A 22294-nucleotide genomic window follows, 5' to 3' on the forward strand; every position below is an offset into this window, starting at 1 on the left:
CGAGGTGAGTTAATTTGAATTTAAAGAAATTTTTCAGTAACAGATTCAACTTAATATACATGGTTATCGTTCTTATGCTCTGTGTACTGGGCTTCAGAATGGCTGTTTTAACAATAGTTGAGGGTGAAGAGTACAGAGCTGTGGCTGACATAAAAAAAATCAAGGATATTCCCGTTAAGGCGCCAAGGGGCAAAATATTTGACAGAAACGGAATATTGCTGGCCGACAATGTTGCAAGCTTTACTGTGCAAATGTACACCGATGAAATTGAGCCCGAAGATTTCAATGGAATTGCATATATTTTATCCAAAATACTGGATGAAAATGGAGAAAGACCCATTGATGACTTTCCTATCAAGCTGGATACATTTGAATATGTTACAGAACCGGATTTGAGGAACTCATCAGATGAAGCAATATCATATATTACTGCTGAGGAGAGAGTTATACAAGTTGTAGCGGAAAATTTATATGCATGGTTAAATTACACGAGTGCCATATATAACGAACCCTTCAACATTAAAGAAAGAGTTCTTGATACAATTTTAAGAGATATTGAAATGCCTGTTAAACTGGAAAATGATCAGTTTGTATATACTGAAACAGAGGAAATTGTTGTTTCCGAAGAGGAAGATACACAGCAGACGGATGTACCTGCAGACGGAGAAGAGGAAGCAGATAATCCGGTTACGGCATGGCTGAAGAACAATGATCTTAATGAAAAATCAACCGCAGAAAATGCGGTTATTGAGATGCTTATTAAAAATAACAAATACATGAAACGCTTATTTTATGACTCAAAGGTCAGAAGATTTTCATATAACTTTATTTCCTCAAGCGGACTTGAAACCAACATAAAATTAACAGAATTTGCATTTGTACAGGATGAATATTATGCAAATTTAAAGAGAGGTTTAAATGTAAATCATCAGGAAATAACACCAAGCTCCGAGGCAAAGGATGATTTTGTAATATTGACAATGAAGTATTCACTGGACAATTTGCTTCTGACAGTATACCAAGCTGACAATGACAAGATTATGCCGGGAGCTGTACTTGTTGAAAAGCTGAGAGAAATATATCCGGATATACCTGTAAGCTTTGAAGAAAACGGCGAGGCAGGCTTATATGAATTTACGGATGAGGAACTAAAAACAAAATATTTAAATCAGCATAACATGGATATTAGCACAACGGCTTACGATTTTGTGAAGCAGCTGTCGTTTAAAAACTATGATGTGCTGTATAATTTAATAACCGATGAAATAATAAAATACTACGCACAGGTGGAATTATTAAAGTATGAAAATCCGTCTATTTCCATATCTGAATGGGAGTATTCACCTGTAAGAGACAAAAGAAACTGGATAAATAATAATATCAAGGGTATTGATCAGAATGAAATAAAAAATCTGTCTGCCAGGGAATTATTTAATGATTTAAGAAAAGAACTGAAAATAAGTGATGATATAAACGATTATGATATGAGAAATATGATGGTTATTAGGGAAAGATATAACCGAACCAGCTATTTGTCATACCATCCTGTGGACATATGCTATAGTATATCTGAAAAATCTGTGGCTATGATATCTGAGCGTTCTCATGAATTGGTAGGCATCAATGTTGAAATAGAGCCCTTGAGATATTATCCTAAGTATGAGGTTGCATCACATGCTCTGGGCTACTTAGGTAAAATAGCCCAAGAGTATGAAATCAGAGAATATGTTAATGAGAAGGGCTACAGTCCGGATGATATAATAGGGAAAACCGGTATTGAGGAAAAATTTGAGGACTATCTTCGAGGAGAAAAGGGTAAGAAGACAGTTGAGGTAAATAATTTAGGCAGGACAATTAAATCAGTATCAAGTCAGGCACCCGAACCAGGAGACAACGTACATCTTACTCTGGATTTTAGATTGCAGGAAAGAGCAGAGGACATTCTGAAAAAAGGATTGGAGCAGATACAAATAGGCGGAACTTTTGAAAGCGAATGGGGCGATTTTGAATTTAAGGATAAATATGAAAATGCAAGATCCGGCGCTCTGGCTGTTATAGATGTGAAAACAGGAGAACTTTTAACCATGGCAAACCATCCCGGATATGACCTTAATATGTTTTCAACGGGTATTTCCACCGATGACTGGAACAGCTTGCTGAGCGATTCCAAAAACCCATTGGCTCCGAGACCTTTGTACAATATAGCGATGCTTACAAAAATACAACCCGGATCCACGTTCAAAATGATTACTTCGCTGGCTGCATTGGAGAAAGGTGTTAATCCCAATACCAGAGTTTATTGTGCAGGAACTATGAAGGTTGGAGACAGACCTTTCAGTTGTTGGATCTGGAACATGTATGGAGGTTCACACGGTTATCAGACCATGTATGAAGCAATAATGAATTCATGCAACTTCTATTATTACACCACCATGCTGGGTGAAAATCTGGCAACACATCAGAAGCATACAGTAAGGGTAAGTGCCGAGGACGTAATTGCAATGGCTAAAGAATTCGGACTTGACTCCAAAACCGGAATTGAAATAGATATACCACAGGAGGCTTCGGGAGGAGTTCCCAGTATAGAAGGCAAGAAAATAAGCATCAGAGTATATCTGAGAATATTCCTTGAAGGAAATATAGAAAAATATTTAGATGATGGCTTTACAATGGATGCCGCAATGAAAAATGAAATTGTGGAAGAGATAGTAAGCTGGATAGACAGAGAGGAACCAATGACAAGAGGTGAGGTTTATGAGGGTCTTAGAAATCTGAGGCTCAATCCCGACAAGACTAATGCCTACCAGATACCATTGGTTGATATTATCAAGTATTCATATATAAATGAAGCAATATGGAACGTGGGAGATAATTTAAATATAAGCATAGGACAGGGGCACAATGCATATACGGTTCTTCAGATGGCTAACTATACAGCGACCATAGCAAACGGCGGATACAGAAGAAATGTAAGCATTATAAAAGATGTAGAAACATACGACGGCGAGCCTACTGACTATGTGCCCGAAAGAAGTGCGGAAAGAGTAAATCTTTCAGACTACAGCTATTTGGATGTTGTAAAGGAAGGCATGAGACTGGTTTCTCTGGATGACAGTGCCAAACCGTATAAAAACTTTCCGGTGGGTGTGGGAAGCAAGACCGGTACTGCAGAGAATCAGGGAACAAATCCTGATACAGGAAAGCCATATGATGACTTTGCATGGTATGTTGCATTTGCACCTTATGACGATCCGGAGATAGCCGTTGCATGTGTGCTGTTTGAGGGCGGCTCGGGACGTTATCCGATCCCTATAGTCAGAGAGGTTATAGGAGAATACTTTAAACTTAAAGAAGAATAGAAAAAAGAAGCGGGAGAATGATTATGGGGAAGGTCATAGCAGTCAGTTCACAAAAGGATGATATCGGAAAAACAATTATAGGCATTAAAACAGGTATTAAATTATCTCAATCAGGCAAAAATGTTTTATTGATGGATTTTTCATCAGGCAAAAAGAAAATGTCAGAATACCTAAAGGTTAACGAAAATATAATTTACGATATAAAGGATGTCCTCGATTCAACCTGTTCCCTTGAATTAGCAGCTATAGAAATAACAGAAGGGTTATCCCTTCTTCCTTGTCCAAGAATTAATACTAAGCTTGGAAAAATAAAAAGGGAATCCTTCGTTAAAATAATAAATGATGCAAAAAAAGATTATGACGTAATTATTTTAGATATAGACAAAATTCAGTTTAGTTATGTGGATTTTAGCGTATTGGATAATGCTATCATAATTAATAATAATGATTTTTCATGTATTAAAGAAATAAATACCGATAAAGCAATTGCTGAAAGGTATAAATTCAATAATATATATGTACTGATAAATAAATATGACATAAAAAAAGGCTCAAAGGGTACTATGATGAAATTGAAGGACATACAAAAATTATCAGATGTACAAATCCAATCGAAAATTGAAGAAAATATAAAATATTGTGAAGCAGATTATGATTTTCTTTTCGGTACGGAGGACAGCACATTTAACAGAGCCGTTGATAGTATTATTAAAAATATATAAATAAAACAGCAAGTACAATTGACTTCATTGTCATCCGATAAGGACGATAATGAAGTCGTTTTTTGATAATAAAAGTTGTAATAAAGCTTGTAACATTTTAATAAAATGTAGGGAAGGGGTGGGTGAGATGAATAAAATAACAAGAAAGAGAATCAAGCTGCAAAGAAAAGAAAATTTGAATAAAAAATTAGCACTGCAGGTATTATTCAGCATTGTGCTTGTAGGAGCTGTTATTTTTACGAAACAATTAGATACGGATCTATCCAAACAGTTTTTAAATGCCACTAATGAAATTATGACTGAAAGCATAAGGCCTAAGGAGATAGGAAACTCTGTAAAGGAGTTTTTTTCCGGGGTAGCAGGTAAAATACCTTTTATGTCAAATAATAAAACGGAGTATGTAGCACCGGTCAGTGGAAAAGTATATCAAAACTATGGAATGGTTAAAGGCGAGGACAGTTCATTTTATAATCACGGCATAGACATTGTTTCCAATACTCAGTCTATAAGATCTGTTTCAGGCGGAAAAGTAACTCAGATAGGAAACAATGATAAATTATCAAATTATATCGTCATAGAAGATGGTGATAGACTAATAATCTACGGTCAGATACATCAGAGCTTTGTTAAGGAAGGTGACAAGGTTTCCAAAGGAGATATTATTGGAGCTCTCAACGAAGAGAGCATGAATCTTCATATAGAAGTATGGGAAGACGGTGAATCGGTAAATCCGGCAAAATTATTTAAAATTAACTGATGGATTAAATGCATCTGTTGATTGCCTTGGCGGCACATGAGACGGCACATTTACTGTCTGCCATATTGTTAAAAATTAAGTTTCATAAAGTAAAAATAACCTTGTTTGGATTTAACTTAAATGCTGACTTAGAAAACTTAATGTTTGTAAAAAAATTGGTATTATTTTTATCCGGACCGTTAATAAATTTTTGCTTATATTTTATATTTGTTGATACTGTATATGAGCATTTTGCAAACATGAATATATTTCTATGTATAGTAAATTTGATTCCCATAGTTCCTCTTGACGGCGGAAACATATGCAAGTCTGTTCTGGAAATATTCCTGGATATAAACTCGGTATGTCGTTATATGATAATGACTAATACATTTTTTATTGTTTGCTTTATGGTAATTATTTATATATATAAAAATTACCTTTATTTTTTATTAATAGTAATGGCACTTAAAGGGATACTTGAGGAAAACAGATGCTTAACCGAAAAAATCATCAGAAATAACTATGCGGTTATAAGAGCAGGAAATAAGGGCAGAAGAATGCACCGCTAAGTGTCATTGCTATGAATAAACATAAAATCGTACGCTTATGTCATTCCGAACGTTAGTGAGGAATCTCATTTTTCACTTATACTCAGGGAGGCAAATTGTTAGCTGTGAATAGTAACACCGCTATAGAAAAATTTGCAAAAAAATATTGAAAAATTCTCAAAATAGGGTATAATAGAAATACATTTGTAAATGAAAATTTATAAATGCCTCTTAAATTTTTTGCCTCAAGCCGTGGAAACCCCACGGCTTGCCCTTTTATAAGGCATTCTGGGGACGGACCTTAGAATGGCAATCTTACATTTTTCCAAACAAAGTAAAAATCACAATAAAAAAACATACAATAAATATAATTATAAAAATATTCCTTTTAACGAATCTATAAGCCCTATACAACATAAAAATTCCCCCTATATAATTATATGAGGGAATTTGTTATTGTTTACTATTTTACTTAATTTGTGTATTATTACAAAGAGGTATTCCTTTTGAAGTAAAGCTACCGGAGAGTGTTCCTCTTTCATATGATTCTTTGGCAAAAGAGCAATTTGATATTGAAATCGAAAAAGGTATTAAAGATATTGAAAATGGCAAGACTTATTCTATAGAGAGTATTGCAGAAGAAATGAAAAGAGATTATGGCATATGAGCTCAGTAATTTATTCTGCACAGGCAAGACTTGAGGAATATTTATGAGCAAATAGCATATATACTATGCTCACCTTTCATCTTCAAGTCTACTGTGATAAGCTGAGTATTATTTTTGTAATGCGTTCTGTGCAATCAGATTCTCTTGTTTCTTTTTTTCTCCAGTTGTCGGAAAGCGGAAAATAAATCTTATCATTTGTAACACTGCCCATATCCCATTTACCGTCTTGATTTTTATTACTTTCTAACCAATTAACAACAAATCGAAGTTTAGCCTTACTTGCTTTGTATTTTGAAAGCAATTCTATGGCGCCAAGAAAACGGCTGGCATCTCTGCTTTTAAAAGCATTGGGAAGCGTATAAATTTTATGATCATATATATAGTAAATTCCTGTATCCTTGTTAAGTACATATTCAATAAAAGCTGATTCTGTTTCCTCGTCTAAACAACCTGCTAAAAGTGAAAGGGGATAGAAATTAACGAAATCAATAAACCTTCCGCCTTTTGGCTTTATTCCCAAGATTTTATGGTAGGTACTTATATATTCTTCATGGTCATATTCACCACTTGAAAAAGCTGATGAAATAATATTAGACCATTTTTCAGCTACAGAATTGGCATTTACATTATCGTTTCTGAAGATTCTTATCCATGCAGCAAGAATAAGTTCCGTGAATATATCCCAATTATGCAGCTTTTCTCGCCTGTCGGGGATTTCTTTTTTTCCAATTAAACAATCATTCATATATGCAACCGCTTTTTTTATACATTCATCTTCTATGGTATAACCTAAATATAACAGCCGTCTAAGCGCTTGTTCTGTAGTAATAGAAGATTGATATGATTGAGAAAGAGAATGAAAACATCCCCATTTGCCGTCATCTTCCTGCAATGCAATTATTTCTTTAGTCCATTTTGTGTTCTTATACATCTGACACCTCTGATTTAACATATAACTATTGATTATGCCACAAAAATTTTCCATTCTCTTCAACGCAAGTATAGACTTTGCCGCTTTTTTTACCTACTGCATAATAGCTGCCTTCCCATTCAGGTGTTTCTTTCACGCGAAGAACCCAACAAGGCTCATCTATTGCATCGGTTGAATCAAGCAATGCTCTTGCAAAAATAGCATCCTTACCTATAGGTTCAAATGATTCGCCGAGTATATACCAGCTTACAGCTTCCAGCTCCATTTTCAGGCTTTTTTCTGCGATATCCAAAGCCTGTTCTTCCGTAATGGCATCCTGTGAGGGATTATCTCGTATAAACGCATCCACATCTTTGTATCGTATATCGATACCGCTGCCGCCGCTTTCCCAAACACTTTCAAGATCTGCTCTGGAAGGCTTACTATCTGGTTTTGAGTATACAATCAGGCGATATCCTCCCTTAACATAATAAACCATGATATAACTGTTAAGGTCAGAACTTAAATTGTATCCTCTATAACCACTTAGGTCTTCAAATAATAAATCTTCGCCCTTTGCAGAAAGCTTACGCACATCATCAAGTGTCATTGATTTGTCATCTTTAGTTTCATGGACACTGCTCACAGGAGAGCACGCACTCATCACAACAGCCAGCAAAACTATCAACAGATAATAGGATATTTTTTTAGCGTTTTTTAATATACTTTCTTTGTACATGTAAAACCTCCTAATGAAAAATGAACAATGATCATTGAACAATAAAAATATGCGGCTATATTACGAGCTGTCATATTTAATTGTTCGCTGTTCATTGTTCACTGTTCATTGTTACTGCGGCATAAGCCGCATATTTTATGCGGTTGGGGGGATTTGAACCCCCACGAATATACATTCGCTAGCCCCTCAAGCTAGTGCGTCTGCCGTTCCGCCACAACCGCAATATGCTTTATTATTATAAGGTAATATATAAGATTTGTAAAGAAAATTTTAACATACAATTATTGGAATAATATTATATATGGAGTTAATTATTCTTGTAAAAATTTTACTGCTATATTATAATTAAATTAAGACAAAACCCGCCTTTATAGGTGGCTGAAATAAATGAATGAGGTGAATCCATGCAAGGTGCTATACTGAAAGCGTTTACGTATAAGGACAGCGGAGGGAATGGCGCAGGTGTATTTTTGCTTGACAAGGAATTAACAAATGAAAAAAAGCAACAAATTGCAGCAGACATAGGTTTATCTGAAACAGCTTTTGTATTGATGGACGATGAAAATAACTATAATGTCAGCTTTTTTACTCCTCTATGTGAAGTGGATTTGTGCGGTCATGCCACTATTGCAGCCTTTTTCTATCTTGGGTTGACAGGATATATCAAGGGATTCAATGAAGTTAAAAGGGCTTATCAGCATACTAAGCTTGGCAAGCTTGAAATTGATGCCGTGTTTAAAGGAAGCACCATTGATTATGTCCTCATGCAACAGCAAACTCCTCAAATATATGATGAGTTTGACGGTGAAGATTTAGGTGAAATTGCCGGATCTTTAAACATTTCCGTTGAAAACATCGGACTAAAGGATTTAATTATAAAACCTACAATTGTATCAACAGGACTTAAGGACGTAATAATTCCGGTGAAGTCAAGAGATATATTAAATAAGCTTGATGTAAATATGAAATTAATAAATGATTTATCTCATATCTACGATGTGGTAGGATATCATGTTTATACGATTGATAATAATCAAGTGTTTGCGAGAAATTTTGCACCGAGGGTAGGAATAGATGAAGAGTGTGCAACAGGAACGTCAAATGGAGCTTTAGGGTGTCTTTTGTATAGTAAGAATATAATTTCTGATGAATTTTCGGTTATTCAGGGCGAATCAATGAATGAAGCAAGTCAAATATTTGTAAAGGTTGAAAATATTAATGGTACTTTAGATGTTCGCGTAGGCGGTAAGGCATCAATTGTAAATTTATTCGAATAAAGTGAGGATAATATGAAAATTAAAGAAATTAAAGAAATATTAAACGCTGAGGTAATAACAGATTTCAGCAATGAAAATACCGATATAAAATATGGATTTGCAAGTGATTTGATGAGTGATGCTTTAGCGTTAGTCAAAAGTGATTCACTTCTTATAACCGGATTAAACAATTCTCAAGTAATAAGAACGGCTGAAATGCTCGATATGTCCACAGTATTATTTGTAAGAGGTAAAAGACCTTGTCCTGACGTAGTAAGCTTGGCTTTAGAAAATCAAGTAACTATTCTTTCAACAGAGTATACAATGTTCAAAGCATGTAGCTTACTGGCAATTAACGGTATGGAGGGAATAGAGGCTGATGACTGATAAGTTACTGATAAGATACAGCTATAATATTGCAGCAAATGACTTCATAGCTGCGGGCAAAGGCTCAAGCTCCATCAAAAACACATTGAAATCAATGGGAATAGACGCAAGCACCATAAGAAGAATTGCGATTATTTCATACGAAGCTGAAATAAATTTAGTTATACATTCATATGGAGGAATGCTGCACTGCGATTTATATGAAAATAAAATAGATATAATTACAGAGGATAAAGGTCCCGGTATAGAAAATATTGATCTTGCACTGACAGAAGGATATTCTACCGCAACAGAAAGTGTAAGAGAGCTTGGATTTGGTGCAGGTATGGGATTACCAAACATGAAAAAATATTCTGATGATTTCGACATTGCTTCAAGCCGCGAAGGTACTTTCATCAAGATTACCGTGTTATTGCAGGAGGTATAAATGAATTTCTCGATAATGTTAGATAAGGAAAAATGTAAGGGATGTACAAACTGCATGAGAAGATGCCCTACTCAAGCCATAAGGTTAATTGACGAGAAAGCTTTTATCAATAATTCTAAATGCATTCATTGTGGTGAATGTATTAAGATATGCCCTTACGATGCATATACACCTGAATCAATTGAATGGAACGAGGAAATGAATTATTCTCCTTATAAATGCAAAATAGCAATAATATCTACGCCTACGTACGGTCAGTTCCCCAAGGGAACGAGCATTTGCAATGTCCAGAATTCAATAAAGAAGCTTGGATTTGATTTTGTATACGATGCAAGCTGGTCTGCAGAATTGGTATCAAAGGCTATTAACAGGAAAATCAATGAGGTTAAGGATATACGACCGTTCATTTCCACCAATTGTCCGGCAACGGTAAGATTAATCAAAAGCAGATATCCCTCATTAATGGACAATTTAATCTATATAAAGGAGCCTATGGTTATCGGAGCAATGCTTGCAAGAGAAAGGGCTAAAAGTATATTTAACTTAAAAGATGAGGAAATAGGAGTATTTTATATTTCACCATGCCCCGCAAAGCTGCTTGCAGTTACTGACCCCATCGGAGATTATCATTCATCCGTTGATTGGGTTATACCCCTCAATACAATATTCGGTGATTTGTACAGAGAAATTAAAAAGGATGATATTTCATGCTCATATCCGGCCTTAAATGGCTTAAGGTGGGGTGTTGCAGGAGGTCAGTCTGAATCAGCAAATCTTACAAACTATATTTCCGTACACGGTATGGAAAATATAATTCACATTTTAGATGAAATAGAAAACGGCAATTTGAATAATGTAGATTATGTTGAGGCATTAGCATGCGTAGAAGGATGCGTAGGCGGTTCCTTTAATGTGGTAAATCCTTATATTGCAAAAAATAATATTGAATACATTATAAAAAATGCCGGAGATAATTTTAATATAGAAGATTTAGATAAATTTGATGAAATGTATGACTCGGGAATTTTCAAATTTAAGCTGAAAGCAGAAGATAATCCCATTAAGTTTAATATGAAGGAAGCAGTAATTAAAAATGAAAAGATTATGGAAATAAATGCTTTGCTTCCCGGTTTGGATTGCGGTTCATGCGGAGCACCTACATGCTATGCACATGCGGAGGATGTATATAACAACCAGGCCGAATTATATGATTGTATAGTTTTAAGAGCGAAAAATAAGTAAATAAGAGGAAAGGGGACACATCTCTCTTTGTCGGAGATAGTCTCTGGGGATAGGAGAAATGTCCCCAATTAAAATAAATAGGAGGGTATATGAAAATTTTAGATTTTGCAGACAAATTAAATCTTGACCCGCTGTATGAAGCATCAAAAGATATTGAGGTAGAAGGTGTTTATATCGGAGATTTACTCAGCATAGTTATGTCTAAGGCGAAAAAGAATTATGCATGGATTACAATACAAACACATATTAATACTGTTGCGGTTGCAGAGCTCTTAGAGTTAGCTTGCATAATTGTGGTTGAAAATATGGAAGTTGAGGAGGAAACTTTAGATAAGGCAAGGGAGCTTAACATACCTGTATTTAAAACTAAAGCAAGCGCTTATGAAATTGCTGCTAAGCTATATGAGATAGGAATAAAATGAAATTTTATTATGATTTGCACATTCATTCTGACTTATCTCCTTGTGCCCATATCAATATGACACCAAATAATATAGTTAATATGTCTTGTATAAAAGGCTTGAATATAATATCTGTTACGGACCATAATTCGACGAAAAATATTCCCGCAGTAATAAAAGTTAGTGATAATAAAATTAAGATAATACCGGGTATAGAGGTTACAACTAAGGAAGAGGTTCATGTGCTTTGTTATTTTAGAAATATTTATGAAGCATCAGAGTTCGGAGATATAATATATGAATCGCTTCCTGATATTAAAAATAACCCTGCACTGTTCGGGCAGCAAAATATATACAACGAGGATGATGAAATAACAGGTAATTTAGATAAATTGTTATTGAGTGCATCAAAGTTTTCGCTTAAGGAACTGGAGCTTATGACAAAAGAATACCGTGGGATTATGGTTCCGGCACATATAAATAAAAAATCAAACGGCATATTGGGAATATTAGAATTTATACCTGACAATTTAGAATTCGTTTTTGTTGAGATATACAATAAGTTATATATAGATGATAAGCTGCTGAAAAAATATAAGTTATTGATAAATTCTGATGCCCACATATTGACGGATATATCTGAGCCGATTAATTTTATGGAGCTTAAATCAGCAGATGGAGTGTTTGATTATTTACAAATGATTTGACAGGTTAAAAACTTGTCATTTTTTTCATGAATGATGAGAAAGTCTACTATAACTGGAATGTATTGGAGGATGTATGAAAGAAATATCAATGCACATACTTGATATAGCTATGAACAGCATCAGTGCGGGAGCAAAATTAATTGAAATAATAATTGAAGAAAGCAAGAATAACAATTTGATAAAAATAATTTTAAAAGATAATGGTCATGGGATGAGTGATGATACCATAAAAAAAGCGGCTGACCCCTTTTATACTACAAGGACAACCAGGAAGGTAGGACTTGGCATACCGCTGTTAAAAGAGGCATGCGAAAGGTGTAACGGTTACTTTAATATTAATTCTGAGATTGGTAAAGGGACCACGATTGAATGTACTTTTGAAAGGGATAATATTGACAGAGCACCGATAGGAAATATAGGGGATACTATTATTACCATTATCAATTCCTTAGACAATTGTGAATTATTATACAAATATATAACTGACGAAAAGTCATTTGTGCTAAGTACCCTAGAAGTAAGAAATATACTTGAAGCAACAGATATAAAGAGCAGTGATATCCTGCTTTGGATAAAGGAATATGTTAGTGAAAATACGAAAACTATGTCTGATTATTAACAATACTAAATAATGGAATTCTTTACACATTGCTTGCTATTTAACAAAATTAATGATAAAATTCAATAAAATATTAAAAAAGGTGTTTAAAAATTGAATATTTTCTGTTATAATCGATATGTTTGATTATTAAATAACTTTTTATATAGTAAATTATATAAAACAATTAAAACAAGAGGTGAAAATATGAGCACAAAATTGTTTACATTTAAGGGCGGTGTACATCCTCCTACAAACAAGCATACTCAAAATGTGCCTATTGAAAATGCAGTTGATCCCAAAATTGTTGTTATACCTATGTCACAACATATTGGAGCACCCTGCGACCCATTAGTAGCTGTTGGAGATACAGTAAAAGTTGGACAAAAAATAGGAGAGTCTAAAGCCTTTATGTCAGTGCCGGTACATTCAAGCGTTTCCGGAACTGTAAAGAAAATCGAACCACATTATGTACCGGGAGGAGCAAAGGTAAATTGTATCGTTATAGAATCCGACGGTAATTTTGAAGTGCATGAATCTGTACAACCTAAGGGTAATGTGGAAGATCTTACTAAAGAACAAATTTTAGCTATAATTAAAGAAGCCGGTATGGCTGGTATGGGAGGAGCAACATTCCCAACTCATGTTAAGCTAAGTCCTCCTCCGGACAAGCCGATTGATGTTTTGTTGGTGAACGGAGCTGAATGTGAACCGTACTTAACAGCTGACCACAGAACTATGCTTGAACAGCCGGAGCTTATACTTATAGGTGTTAAAGCTATAATGAAAGCACTTGGAGTAAGTAAAGCTTACATTGGTATTGAAAAAAACAAACCTGATGCAATTGAGGTTATGAAAGAAACAGTTGCAAATGCAGAAGGTATAGAAGTAGCGCCTTTGGAAGTTAAATATCCTCAAGGTGATGAAAAAAGATTAATACAGGCAATAACAGGAAGGGTAGTACCTTCGGGTGGACTTCCGATGGAAGTTGGTTGTGTTGTAGATAACGCAGGTACAGTTGCTACAATAGGTAATGCAATCAAGACAGGTATGCCTTTAATTCAAAGAGTTGTAACAGTAGCGGGAAGTGCAGTTAATAATCCTAAAAACCTTTATGTAAGAATTGGTACATCGTTTAAAGATGTTATTGAACAATGCGGTGGATATAAAGAAGAACCCGGCAAAATAATAAACGGTGGTCCTATGATGGGTATCGCACAGTTTTCAGATGAAGTTCCCGTTATAAAAGGAACATCCGGTATATTGGTATTTAACAAAAAAGAAGCCAACCTTCCGGAATCACAAAACTGCATTATGTGCGGAAGATGTTCAGATATATGCCCTGTTTACTTACAACCATACAGAATTAGCAGATATTCAATATTAAGAGACTTTGACAGTGCTGATGAATTCCATGCAGCAGATTGTATAGAATGTGGTGGTTGTTCTTATATTTGTCCGGCTAAGAGACCATTAAAAGAAACTATCAGTGTTGCAAAAAAAGAAATTTTAGCAAGACGAAAAAAGGTTAAATAGGAGGAAAAACAGATGGAAAATAGATTGATTGCTTCATCGTCACCACATGTTAGAGACGCTGAATCAACTCAAAGTTTAATGCTTGATGTTATTATTGCCTTATTACCGGCTTTAGTTGCAAGTATATTTTATTTTGGATTCAACTCGATGATTTTAGTGATTTCGGCTGTGATATCAGCAGTTGTTACTGAATATGTATGTCAAAAAATCATGAAACGACCGATTACTGTAACTGATTTAAGCGCAGTGGTTACCGGAATTTTATTAGCTTTTAACTTACCTTCAACTGCTCCTTGGTGGGTGGCTGCAATTGGTTCAGCATTTGCAATCGCAATTGTAAAACAAATATTCGGAGGTATTGGATTTAACTTTATGAACCCTGCTTTGGCGGGCAGAGCGTTTTTAGTTGCATCATATTCACCATATTTAACAAGCGGGTTTATAGATCCTGCTACAGATGCTGTAGCTTCAGCGACTCCGTTGGCTATAATAAAAGGCAGTTCATCAGGTCAGCTTCCTTCGGTACTGGATATGTTACTTGGCGGAATTCCCGGAGTTTTAGGTGAAACATCAGCAATACTAATTATTTTAGGCGGAATTTACTTAATATACAGGGGAACGATCAAATGGATAATTCCTGTGGTATATATTGGTACAGTTGCTGTAATAGCTTTAATTACTGACGGTGCAGGTATGGTTGCATATCATCTGTTCGGCGGTGGATTAATGCTTGGAGCATTCTTTATGGCAACTGATTATGCTACAAGTCCTATTACTGATAAGGGTAAAGTAATATATGCAATTTGTGTAGGTGTTCTTACGATGCTTATCAGAAAAATAGGAGGATATCCTGAAGGAGTATCATATTCAATATTGCTTATGAACATTATAACACCAATGTTAAACAAATATGCTGTTCCTAAAGTATTTGGTGTAGCAGGAGGTGCAAAAAAATGAAAAATAATAATATAGTTCGATTAGGTGGTATATTATGCTTAATCTCTGCTATTGCAGCAGGAGTATTAGCTTTCACCAATGACTTTACAAAAGATAAGATCGCTGAAGTTGAATTAAAAGCAAGTTTGGATCCTGCCGTATTAGAAATGGTTATGCCAGGCTCCGATACATTTTTGCCGTATGAAGACACAGCTTTAATTGATACTATAAAAGCTGAAAACGGAAAATTTGTTGATTTAATGGTTCCTGTTGATGGCTCAGGCAATCAAATGGGTTATGCCATAAAGACATTGAGCACGGTTGCCGGATTCGGCGGAGATATTGAATTGTTTATAGGTGTTTCACCTGAAGGTAAAATAACCGGAATTGCTGTAACTCAGATATTAGAGACAGCCGGTCTTGGTACAAAAGTTGCAGAGCCTGCTTTCAAAGATCAATTTACAGGAAAAGATTTAAATGCTGAAATAACTGAAAGTGATGTTAATATGATATCAGGTGCTACAATTTCTTCGAAATCATTTACAAGTGCAGTAAGTAATGCTGTTAATATTTATAGTCAATATTTGAATAAATAGGAGGTAGCGATGAATAATTTTGATGTATTTAAAAACGGTTTTTTAAAAGAAAATCCTATTTTTGTTCAATTGCTGGGTATGTGTTCGGCATTGGCTATTACAACATCAGCTTTTAACGGAATAGGTATGGGTTTAGCAGTTACAGCCGTATTGGTTGGTTCAAATGTGGTAATTTCTTTATTGCGTAAAGTAATACCTGATGAAGTAAGAATACCTGCTTTTATAATAATAATTGCAACATTTGTTACTATTATAGATTTATTAATGCATGCGTATATTTTTGATTTATATAAAGCTCTTGGAGTTTTTATACCTCTTATAGTTGTTAACTGTTTGATTCTTGGCAGGGCAGAATCTTTTGCATCAAAAAACGGTCTAATGCCATCCGTGTTAGATGGAGTTGGCATGGGATTAGGATTTACATTTGCTATAACTGTATTAAGTATTATAAGAGAGCTGATAGGTAACGGTACTATCTTTGGATTTCAAATTCTTGGAGAGTGGTATCAACCTGTTTTGATATTTGTTCAGCCTCCGGGGGCGTTTATAGCATTAGGATTGCTTATAGGTCTTGTTAATTTTTTAACAAGAAAAAAGAAGGCATAGGAGGTATGTGAGATGGAATTATTTAGTTTATTTGTAACATCATTTATAGTAAACAATATTATATTTATGCAGTTCCTAGGAGTGTGTCCTTTCCTTGGGGTTTCAAAGAAAATTGACACATCTGTAGGAATGGGTATAGCAGTTATTTTCGTTATAACATTGGCAGCTGTTATAACTTATATAATACAAAAGACAGTATTAGAAAACTTTGGATTAGAATATTTGCAAACAATAGCTTTCATTTTAGTTATTGCAGCATTGGTACAATTCGTAGAAATGTTTCTTAAAAAGTCAAGCCCTGGACTTTATCAAGCTTTAGGTGTGTTTCTGCCTTTAATTACAACAAATTGTGCTGTTTTAGGAGTTGTAATATTAAACATAACAAAGGAATATAACTTCGTTGAAGCAATGGTAAATTCTGTTGGTACATCAGCAGGATTCTTGTTAGCAATTGTACTATTTGCCGGAGTTAGAGAAAAAATTGACACTGCAGATGTTCCGGAAGCTTTGAAGGGTTCATCTATTGCTTTAGTAGCTGCAGGCTTAATGTCTATTGCATTCCTTGGTTTTTCAGGATTAAAAATATAGGAGGAAAATAGAACATGGTTATAATAAAAGCAGTTGGAGTTTTAGGTGGGTTAGGCATTTTAGCAGGAGCATTGCTGGCTGTAGCTTCAAAGATATTTCATGTAGAAGTTGATCAAAAAGTGATTGAAGTAAGAAATATACTTCCTGGTGCTAACTGTGGTGCCTGCGGTTTTCCGGGCTGTGATGGTTTGGCAAATGCAATAGCAGAAGGAAAGGCTCCTGCCAATGCATGTCCTGTTGCAAATAAGGAAAAGCATGAACAAATTGCAGCAATAATGGGTACAACAGCCGGTGAAACAGATAAAAAAGTTGCTCACGTAATATGTCAGGGCTGTGACAGTGTGGCAAAAAAGAAATTTGAGTATGAAGGTGTTAAGGATTGTAAAGCGGCGGCAGCAATTCAAGGCGGAGATAAATCATGTGACAAAGGTTGCTTAGGTTATGGAAACTGTAAGGTTGTGTGCGATTTTGATGCTATTGAAATAGTTGACGGCTTAGCTATCATAGATAAAGAAAAATGTACATCATGCGGTAAATGCTTAGAAGAGTGTCCAAAGGCTGTAATTACTTGGGTGCCATATAAAAACAATGTTATCGTAGCATGCAACAACAAAGATTTTGGAAAAGCCGTTAAGGATGTTTGTACAGTTGGATGTATCGGATGTAAAATATGCGAAAAGAATTGCGAATTTGATGCAATTCATGTTAAGGATAATTTAGCTAAGGTTGATTATGACAAATGTACACATTGTATGGTATGCGTACAGAAGTGTCCTACTAAATCAATCAGAGGCGACTTAACAGTAATAGAAAGCAATTAAAGAAAGACTGTCTTAAAAAATTAAGCAGACAACCCAAATCTCTGATTTGGCGTTGGTCGCTTATGCTGGAAGTGAAAGCAGACAACCCAAATCTTTGATTTGGTGTCGGTCGCTTATGCTGGAAGTGAAAGCAGACAACTATACTGTAAGTGCAATGAGATCTTTTACTGCGTCCGGAATGACACGTGTTATTCTGAGGCGTTAGCGAAGGATCTCATCTTTTTTGTAATGCCAAAAATAAAAGTATGTGATTTTTATATTAATTTTGACAAATAATATAAATGACACTATAATGGGAGTGACACAATCAAAATATAAGTATGAGGGTTAAAAATGAAAGCTTTAGAAGCTATGGAAAAGGAAATCAGGGGAAAAACAATAGAATTGCATTCCTTGAATAAAGACAGAACCTCTTTGTTCGTAGTTGACATGATTGTAGGGTTTGTACATTCCGGTATAATGTCTTCTCCAAGAGTTGCATCTATAGTAAATAATATTACTGAATTAAATGAGAAGCTTCGCGGGTATAAAAAGGTATTTTTTTTAGATGCGCATGAAGAGGATGCTCAGGAATTTAGAAGTTATCCTAAGCACTGTGTTATCGGAACAGAAGAGGCGGAGTTAATACCTGAATTAAGAACCGAATATTCAGAGGGACTTGGAACTGTTTATATAAATAAAAACAGTACTAACGGGTTTCTCAGCGATGAATTTCAGAAATGGCTCAAAAAAAATGAAAGTGAAATTGATAACTACATAATTACAGGCTGTGTGACCGATATTTGTGTTATGCAGTTTGCATTAAGTTTAAAAGCGTATTTTAATGAAAATAATAAAAACAAAAGAGTTATAGTGCCTATAAATTCAGTTGAAACTTATGATGGTGGAAGTCATGACGGAGGGCTGATGAATCAGTTTGCATTGTATAACATGCATATAAATGGTATCGAAGTTGTGGAAAATATTAAATAGCAGGAGACATAAATGTATAATAATTTAGGTGACAGAAAGCTATCAATGCTGATGGATTTCTATGAGCTTACCATGGCTAACGGGTACTTTGCCAACGGTATGAAGGATGACATTGTTTATTTTGATATGTTTTTCAGAAAGAATCCTGACGGAGCCGGATTTTCAATAGTTGCAGGATTAGCTCAGGTTATTCAATATATTAAAGAATTAAAATTCACAGATGATGATATTGAATATTTAAGAAGCAAAAATTTATTTAAGGATGAATTTCTTAAATATTTAAAAGATTTTAAATTTTCAGGTGACATATATGCTATACCTGAAGGTACTCCGGTATTTCCAGGTGAGCCGTTATTAACAGTAAGAGCGAAAACAATCGATGCGCAGCTTATTGAAACAATGCTTTTATTAACCATAAATCATCAAAGTCTGATAGCTACTAAAGCAAATAGAATTGTCAGAGCCGCAAAAGGAAGACCTATCATGGAATTTGGAGCAAGAAGAAGTCAGGGATATGATGGGGCCATATATGGAGCAAGAGCGGCATATATAGGAGGAGTTGTGGGTACTGCAACGACTCTTGCCGATGAAGTGTTTGAAGTGCCGGCTCTCGGTACTATGGCACATTCTTGGGTACAAATGTTTGAAAGTGAATATGAGTCATTCAAGGTTTATGCTGAGAATTACCCTGATAGCTGTACATTATTGATTGATACCTACAATGTAATAAAAAGCGGTATCCCGAATGCTATTAAGGTATCAAAAGAAGTTCTTGAACCTATGGGGAAAAGGTTAAAGGGTGTTAGATTAGATAGCGGTGATATAGCATATCTAAGTAAAAAATGCAGACGAATGCTTGATGATGCAGATCTGAAGGATTGTAATATTGTGGCTTCAAACAGCTTAGATGAATTTATTATTACAGATTTACTGGATCAAGGTGCCAAAATAGATTCATTCGGTGTGGGAGAAAGGTTGATAACTGCTAAATCAGAGCCGGTATTTGGGTGTGTATACAAGCTTGTAGCCGTTGAAAGGGACGGAGAAATAATTCCAAAAATTAAAATATCAGAAAACGAAGAAAAGATTACCAACCCCGGATATAAAAAAGCATGGCGTCTATACGACAGAGACACAAATAATCCAATAGCGGATGTTATAACATTATCCCATGAAACGATTGACGATTCTAGGCCATATACAATTTTTGATGAAATACACGTATGGAAAAAGAAGAGGGTAACTAACTTTTATGTAAAAAATCTGCAAGTCCCTATTTTTATAAACGGAGAATGTGTATATGAAAGCAGAAACATTCATGAGATTAAAAAATATTGCAAAAATCAAGTCGATAATTTATGGGGTGAGGTAAAAAGATTTATTAACCCTCACAGCTACTATGTGGATCTTTCCGCAGAACTTTGGAATTGCAAACAGAATTTAATAAATCAATATAGCTTCAAAGACCACAAATAAACAAGCATTTTGGGGACGGACCTTTTCGTGGCCGCTGGCGGCCACGAAAAGGTCCGTCCCCAAAATGCTGTTATTTATACTGAATAATTATCAAAGTATCCTTGTATATAAATAATCGGAGTTCCCTTGTCTCCGCTTCCTGACGTTAAATCACACAGAGAACCGATTAAATCTGTTAATCTTCTTGGTGTTGTTCCCTGAGCTTCCATACTGCTTTTTAAATTATCATCTTTGTTTTCAATAGATTTAGTGATTGCTGCCTTTAATTCGTCTCCTGACAGGTCCTTAAACTGATTGTCCGCAAGATACTTTAATTTAATCTCATTTGGCGTGCCGGATAAACCTTCTGTGTAACCCGGTGAAACAACAGGATCTGCAAGCTCCCAGATTTTACCTACAGGGTCTTTAAATGCTCCGTCACCGTAAACCATAACTTCTATATCTTTACCTGTTTCATCGAAAAGTATTTTTTGTATTTTATTCACTAAACTTTTACAATCTCTCGGAAATAGCTTAACCGAATCCTCCGTTGCTTTATTTGATCCCAGCAAACCGTATTCTTCATTATAGCCGCTTCCGTTGACCGATGAAGATAAAATATCATCTAATCCATAAACAACTTTTGCTCCCGCATTTTTAAGTAATCTCTTGCTTCTTTGTCTCGTATGGATATCGCAAACCAAGACAGAGTCGGTATATTTTAATATGCTTACAGGGTTGTTTGCCAAAATAACCTCTGCATCAGCACCACTTTCTTTTATTATATCGGAGTAATATTTTATATAATCTATTCCTGTAAATATGTGATTTGTGTTTTCAAAATGATTTCTAAATTCTTTTTCTGTAAGTATATCAGTCCATGGGTTAATATCCGCAGCATCAAGTGCATCATAAGTTACAAAAGAATTGCCAACCTCATCTGAAGGATAACTAAATTGCAAATAAACTTTTTTAAATGACTTAGCAATACCTTTTAAGCATATGGCAAACCTGTTTCTGCTAAGTATTGGAAATATCAAACCAATTGTATCGCAATTAAATTTATTTTTTACATCAGAAGCAATATCATCGATTCCGGCATAGTTGCCTTGGCTTCTGGCTACTACGGATTCAGTTATTGCCAATATATCCCTGTCCTTCAAAGAAAAGCCATCAAGCTTCGAAGCTTTTAATACTGAATCAACAGCTATTTGAGCTATATTATCACCAGTTTTGACAATAGGGGCTCTTATACCTCTGACAACAGTTCCGACCATTCTATCCATCTTTTTCTCCTTAAATAGTTATTTATTAATTTTTCCTTATATATTATAATACATTTAGTAATTTAAGTAAAATATTTTTATATAACGTTTATGTAACGTATTGATTGTATTTTTATATACTATTTGATAACATTAAAGTATATATGTTATATTACATTGATTGATTACTAATACGGAGGATATTTATGAATTTTCCAAGGATAGGAATGCGAAATATAAAAACATCAACATCAGTATTCCTTTGCTTATTACTATTTGAACTTTTGAACAGAGAAAATGCCCTTATGGCATGTATTGCTGCGGTTATTTGCATGCAAAATACTATAGTGGATTCATTCAGAAAAGGTACTGAAAGAATAATTGGTACAATAATAGGGGGTATAGCAGGTGCTTTTGTACTTTTTCTTATAAGTACCTTCGGCTATGAAAACATATTAATTTTTATTATACCCATAGGAGTTATAATTCTAATCGAAATATGCGTATCATTAGGGTTGAAAAACTCTGTAGTAATATGCTGTGTTGTTTATTTGGTTTTATTAACATCAGCTAATCATGTAGAAGGGTATATTTTGTATACGATTAACAGAATATTGGATACGTCCGTAGGGATAGTTATAGCATTGTTGATAAACAAATATATGAATATTCCAGACTCTATAAAGTATAAGCTTAAATTATCAAGAAAATCTGATGAAGATGATGTTACAAAGGGTGTACCTGATGAAAATAATGATGATGAAACAAATTATAGCTGAAAGGGACAGGATTTTTAAATTTTTTATTGACAATATCT

Annotated in this window: 23 protein-coding genes and 1 tRNA gene; 20 read left to right on the plus strand and 4 right to left on the minus strand. The window is 34.7% G+C overall.

The window, feature by feature from the left end; genetic code table 11:
- Positions 1-14: 14 nt before the first annotated feature.
- The 4 genes from HZF24_RS07845 to HZF24_RS07860 all read left to right on the plus strand — a co-directional run bounded on the left by HZF24_RS07845 (position 15) and on the right by HZF24_RS07860 (position 5389).
- A complete protein-coding gene (locus tag HZF24_RS07845) occupies positions 15-3359 on the plus strand; it encodes a penicillin-binding transpeptidase domain-containing protein (protein WP_179237748.1) in 3345 nt (1114 codons plus the stop codon).
- A gap of 23 nt (positions 3360-3382) precedes the next feature.
- Complete coding sequence (locus HZF24_RS07850; protein ID WP_179237749.1) at positions 3383-4081, plus strand: AAA family ATPase; 699 nt, start codon at positions 3383-3385, stop codon at positions 4079-4081.
- Between the two features lie 127 nt (positions 4082-4208).
- Positions 4209-4838 (plus strand): M23 family metallopeptidase, encoded by a 630-nt coding sequence (locus HZF24_RS07855; RefSeq protein WP_179237750.1) that lies wholly within the window; start codon positions 4209-4211, stop codon positions 4836-4838.
- Positions 4839-4846: 8 nt separating this feature from the next.
- Positions 4847-5389: a site-2 protease family protein gene (locus HZF24_RS07860; protein WP_179237751.1), complete on the plus strand. Its 543-nt coding sequence runs from the start codon at positions 4847-4849 to the stop codon at positions 5387-5389.
- Positions 5390-6123: 734 nt separating this feature from the next.
- On the opposite strand, the gene HZF24_RS07870 is transcribed toward HZF24_RS07860, so the two are convergent.
- The 3 genes from HZF24_RS07870 to HZF24_RS07880 form a co-directional block, all read right to left on the minus strand.
- Positions 6124-6966: a hypothetical protein gene (locus HZF24_RS07870; protein WP_179237752.1), complete on the minus strand. Its 843-nt coding sequence runs from the start codon at positions 6964-6966 to the stop codon at positions 6124-6126.
- 25 nt (positions 6967-6991) lie between these two features.
- Positions 6992-7684 (minus strand): hypothetical protein, encoded by a 693-nt coding sequence (locus HZF24_RS07875; RefSeq protein WP_179237753.1) that lies wholly within the window; start codon positions 7682-7684, stop codon positions 6992-6994.
- A 138-nt stretch (positions 7685-7822) separates the two neighbouring features.
- A tRNA-Leu gene (locus HZF24_RS07880) sits at positions 7823-7905 on the minus strand.
- A gap of 183 nt (positions 7906-8088) precedes the next feature.
- Between HZF24_RS07880 and HZF24_RS07885 the strand changes: the two genes are divergently transcribed.
- From HZF24_RS07885 to HZF24_RS07955, 15 genes are all read left to right on the plus strand, one after another.
- Positions 8089-8961 (plus strand): PhzF family phenazine biosynthesis protein, encoded by an 873-nt coding sequence (locus tag HZF24_RS07885; RefSeq protein WP_179237754.1) that lies wholly within the window; start codon positions 8089-8091, stop codon positions 8959-8961.
- 12 nt (positions 8962-8973) lie between these two features.
- A complete protein-coding gene (locus HZF24_RS07890; protein WP_179237755.1) occupies positions 8974-9327 on the plus strand; it encodes a DRTGG domain-containing protein in 354 nt (117 codons plus the stop codon).
- A complete protein-coding gene (locus HZF24_RS07895) occupies positions 9320-9754 on the plus strand; it encodes an ATP-binding protein (RefSeq protein ID WP_179237756.1) in 435 nt (144 codons plus the stop codon). Before HZF24_RS07890 ends, HZF24_RS07895 begins: the two co-directional genes overlap by 8 nt.
- Positions 9755-10996, plus strand: a complete 1242-nt coding sequence (locus HZF24_RS07900) for a [Fe-Fe] hydrogenase large subunit C-terminal domain-containing protein (RefSeq protein WP_179237757.1) — start codon at positions 9755-9757, stop codon at positions 10994-10996. It begins immediately after the preceding gene.
- 89 nt (positions 10997-11085) lie between these two features.
- On the plus strand, positions 11086-11418 hold the full coding sequence (locus HZF24_RS07905; protein ID WP_179237758.1) for a DRTGG domain-containing protein: 333 nt from the start codon (positions 11086-11088) through the stop codon (positions 11416-11418).
- On the plus strand, positions 11415-12104 hold the full coding sequence (locus HZF24_RS07910) for a PHP domain-containing protein (RefSeq protein ID WP_179237759.1): 690 nt from the start codon (positions 11415-11417) through the stop codon (positions 12102-12104). Before HZF24_RS07905 ends, HZF24_RS07910 begins: the two co-directional genes overlap by 4 nt.
- Positions 12105-12177: 73 nt before the next feature.
- Positions 12178-12723 carry an ATP-binding protein gene (locus HZF24_RS07915; protein WP_179237760.1) on the plus strand — a complete coding sequence of 182 codons (546 nt, stop codon included), beginning with the start codon at positions 12178-12180 and terminating at the stop codon, positions 12721-12723.
- A 186-nt stretch (positions 12724-12909) separates the two neighbouring features.
- Positions 12910-14238, plus strand: coding sequence for an electron transport complex subunit RsxC (rsxC, locus tag HZF24_RS07920; RefSeq protein ID WP_179237761.1), 1329 nt, complete (start codon positions 12910-12912; stop codon positions 14236-14238).
- A gap of 12 nt (positions 14239-14250) precedes the next feature.
- Entirely contained in the window at positions 14251-15195 is a 945-nt protein-coding gene (locus HZF24_RS07925) for an RnfABCDGE type electron transport complex subunit D (RefSeq protein ID WP_179237762.1), read from the plus strand.
- Positions 15192-15770: an FMN-binding protein gene (locus HZF24_RS07930; RefSeq protein WP_179237763.1), complete on the plus strand. Its 579-nt coding sequence runs from the start codon at positions 15192-15194 to the stop codon at positions 15768-15770. Before HZF24_RS07925 ends, HZF24_RS07930 begins: the two co-directional genes overlap by 4 nt.
- 9 nt (positions 15771-15779) lie before the next feature.
- A complete protein-coding gene (rsxE, locus tag HZF24_RS07935; RefSeq protein WP_179237764.1) occupies positions 15780-16376 on the plus strand; it encodes an electron transport complex subunit RsxE in 597 nt (198 codons plus the stop codon).
- Positions 16377-16388: 12 nt separating this feature from the next.
- Entirely contained in the window at positions 16389-16964 is a 576-nt protein-coding gene (gene rsxA / locus HZF24_RS07940; protein ID WP_179237765.1) for an electron transport complex subunit RsxA, read from the plus strand.
- Positions 16965-16978: 14 nt separating this feature from the next.
- Positions 16979-17785 (plus strand): RnfABCDGE type electron transport complex subunit B, encoded by an 807-nt coding sequence (locus HZF24_RS07945; protein ID WP_179237766.1) that lies wholly within the window; start codon positions 16979-16981, stop codon positions 17783-17785.
- Positions 17786-18118: 333 nt separating this feature from the next.
- Positions 18119-18757: an isochorismatase family cysteine hydrolase gene (locus HZF24_RS07950; RefSeq protein ID WP_179237767.1), complete on the plus strand. Its 639-nt coding sequence runs from the start codon at positions 18119-18121 to the stop codon at positions 18755-18757.
- A gap of 12 nt (positions 18758-18769) precedes the next feature.
- A complete protein-coding gene (locus HZF24_RS07955) occupies positions 18770-20233 on the plus strand; it encodes a nicotinate phosphoribosyltransferase (protein WP_179237768.1) in 1464 nt (487 codons plus the stop codon).
- Between the two features lie 74 nt (positions 20234-20307).
- Here the strand turns inward: HZF24_RS07955 and HZF24_RS07960 are convergent, their stop codons facing one another.
- The gene (locus tag HZF24_RS07960; RefSeq protein WP_179237769.1) at positions 20308-21498 is read right to left on the minus strand and encodes a coenzyme F420-0:L-glutamate ligase; all 1191 of its coding nucleotides are present in this window, start codon (positions 21496-21498) and stop codon (positions 20308-20310) included.
- Between the two features lie 185 nt (positions 21499-21683).
- Between HZF24_RS07960 and HZF24_RS07965 the strand changes: the two genes are divergently transcribed.
- Positions 21684-22256: an FUSC family protein gene (locus tag HZF24_RS07965; RefSeq protein ID WP_179237770.1), complete on the plus strand. Its 573-nt coding sequence runs from the start codon at positions 21684-21686 to the stop codon at positions 22254-22256.
- The last annotated feature ends 38 nt before the right edge of the window (positions 22257-22294 follow it).

Source organism: Sedimentibacter hydroxybenzoicus DSM 7310 (genome assembly GCF_013403245.1).
Classification (GTDB): domain Bacteria; phylum Bacillota; class Clostridia; order Tissierellales; family Sedimentibacteraceae; genus Sedimentibacter; species Sedimentibacter hydroxybenzoicus.

Coding starts and splice junctions, on each gene's coding strand:
- HZF24_RS07900 (WP_179237757.1), top strand. CDS start 9,755: ATGAATTTCTCGATAATGTTAGATAAGGAAAAATGTAAGGGATGTACA.
- HZF24_RS07850 (WP_179237749.1), top strand. CDS start 3,383: ATGGGGAAGGTCATAGCAGTCAGTTCACAAAAGGATGATATCGGAAAA.
- HZF24_RS07930 (WP_179237763.1), top strand. CDS start 15,192: ATGAAAAATAATAATATAGTTCGATTAGGTGGTATATTATGCTTAATC.
- HZF24_RS07890 (WP_179237755.1), top strand. CDS start 8,974: ATGAAAATTAAAGAAATTAAAGAAATATTAAACGCTGAGGTAATAACA.
- HZF24_RS07915 (WP_179237760.1), top strand. CDS start 12,178: ATGAAAGAAATATCAATGCACATACTTGATATAGCTATGAACAGCATC.
- rsxE (WP_179237764.1), top strand. CDS start 15,780: ATGAATAATTTTGATGTATTTAAAAACGGTTTTTTAAAAGAAAATCCT.
- rsxC (WP_179237761.1), top strand. CDS start 12,910: ATGAGCACAAAATTGTTTACATTTAAGGGCGGTGTACATCCTCCTACA.
- HZF24_RS07885 (WP_179237754.1), top strand. CDS start 8,089: ATGCAAGGTGCTATACTGAAAGCGTTTACGTATAAGGACAGCGGAGGG.
- HZF24_RS07960 (WP_179237769.1), bottom strand. CDS start 21,498: ATGGATAGAATGGTCGGAACTGTTGTCAGAGGTATAAGAGCCCCTATT.
- HZF24_RS07875 (WP_179237753.1), bottom strand. CDS start 7,684: ATGTACAAAGAAAGTATATTAAAAAACGCTAAAAAAATATCCTATTAT.
- HZF24_RS07965 (WP_179237770.1), top strand. CDS start 21,684: ATGAATTTTCCAAGGATAGGAATGCGAAATATAAAAACATCAACATCA.
- rsxA (WP_179237765.1), top strand. CDS start 16,389: ATGGAATTATTTAGTTTATTTGTAACATCATTTATAGTAAACAATATT.
- HZF24_RS07910 (WP_179237759.1), top strand. CDS start 11,415: ATGAAATTTTATTATGATTTGCACATTCATTCTGACTTATCTCCTTGT.
- HZF24_RS07905 (WP_179237758.1), top strand. CDS start 11,086: ATGAAAATTTTAGATTTTGCAGACAAATTAAATCTTGACCCGCTGTAT.
- HZF24_RS07855 (WP_179237750.1), top strand. CDS start 4,209: ATGAATAAAATAACAAGAAAGAGAATCAAGCTGCAAAGAAAAGAAAAT.
- HZF24_RS07925 (WP_179237762.1), top strand. CDS start 14,251: ATGGAAAATAGATTGATTGCTTCATCGTCACCACATGTTAGAGACGCT.
- HZF24_RS07955 (WP_179237768.1), top strand. CDS start 18,770: ATGTATAATAATTTAGGTGACAGAAAGCTATCAATGCTGATGGATTTC.
- HZF24_RS07895 (WP_179237756.1), top strand. CDS start 9,320: ATGACTGATAAGTTACTGATAAGATACAGCTATAATATTGCAGCAAAT.
- HZF24_RS07870 (WP_179237752.1), bottom strand. CDS start 6,966: ATGTATAAGAACACAAAATGGACTAAAGAAATAATTGCATTGCAGGAA.
- HZF24_RS07860 (WP_179237751.1), top strand. CDS start 4,847: ATGCATCTGTTGATTGCCTTGGCGGCACATGAGACGGCACATTTACTG.
- HZF24_RS07950 (WP_179237767.1), top strand. CDS start 18,119: ATGAAAGCTTTAGAAGCTATGGAAAAGGAAATCAGGGGAAAAACAATA.
- HZF24_RS07945 (WP_179237766.1), top strand. CDS start 16,979: ATGGTTATAATAAAAGCAGTTGGAGTTTTAGGTGGGTTAGGCATTTTA.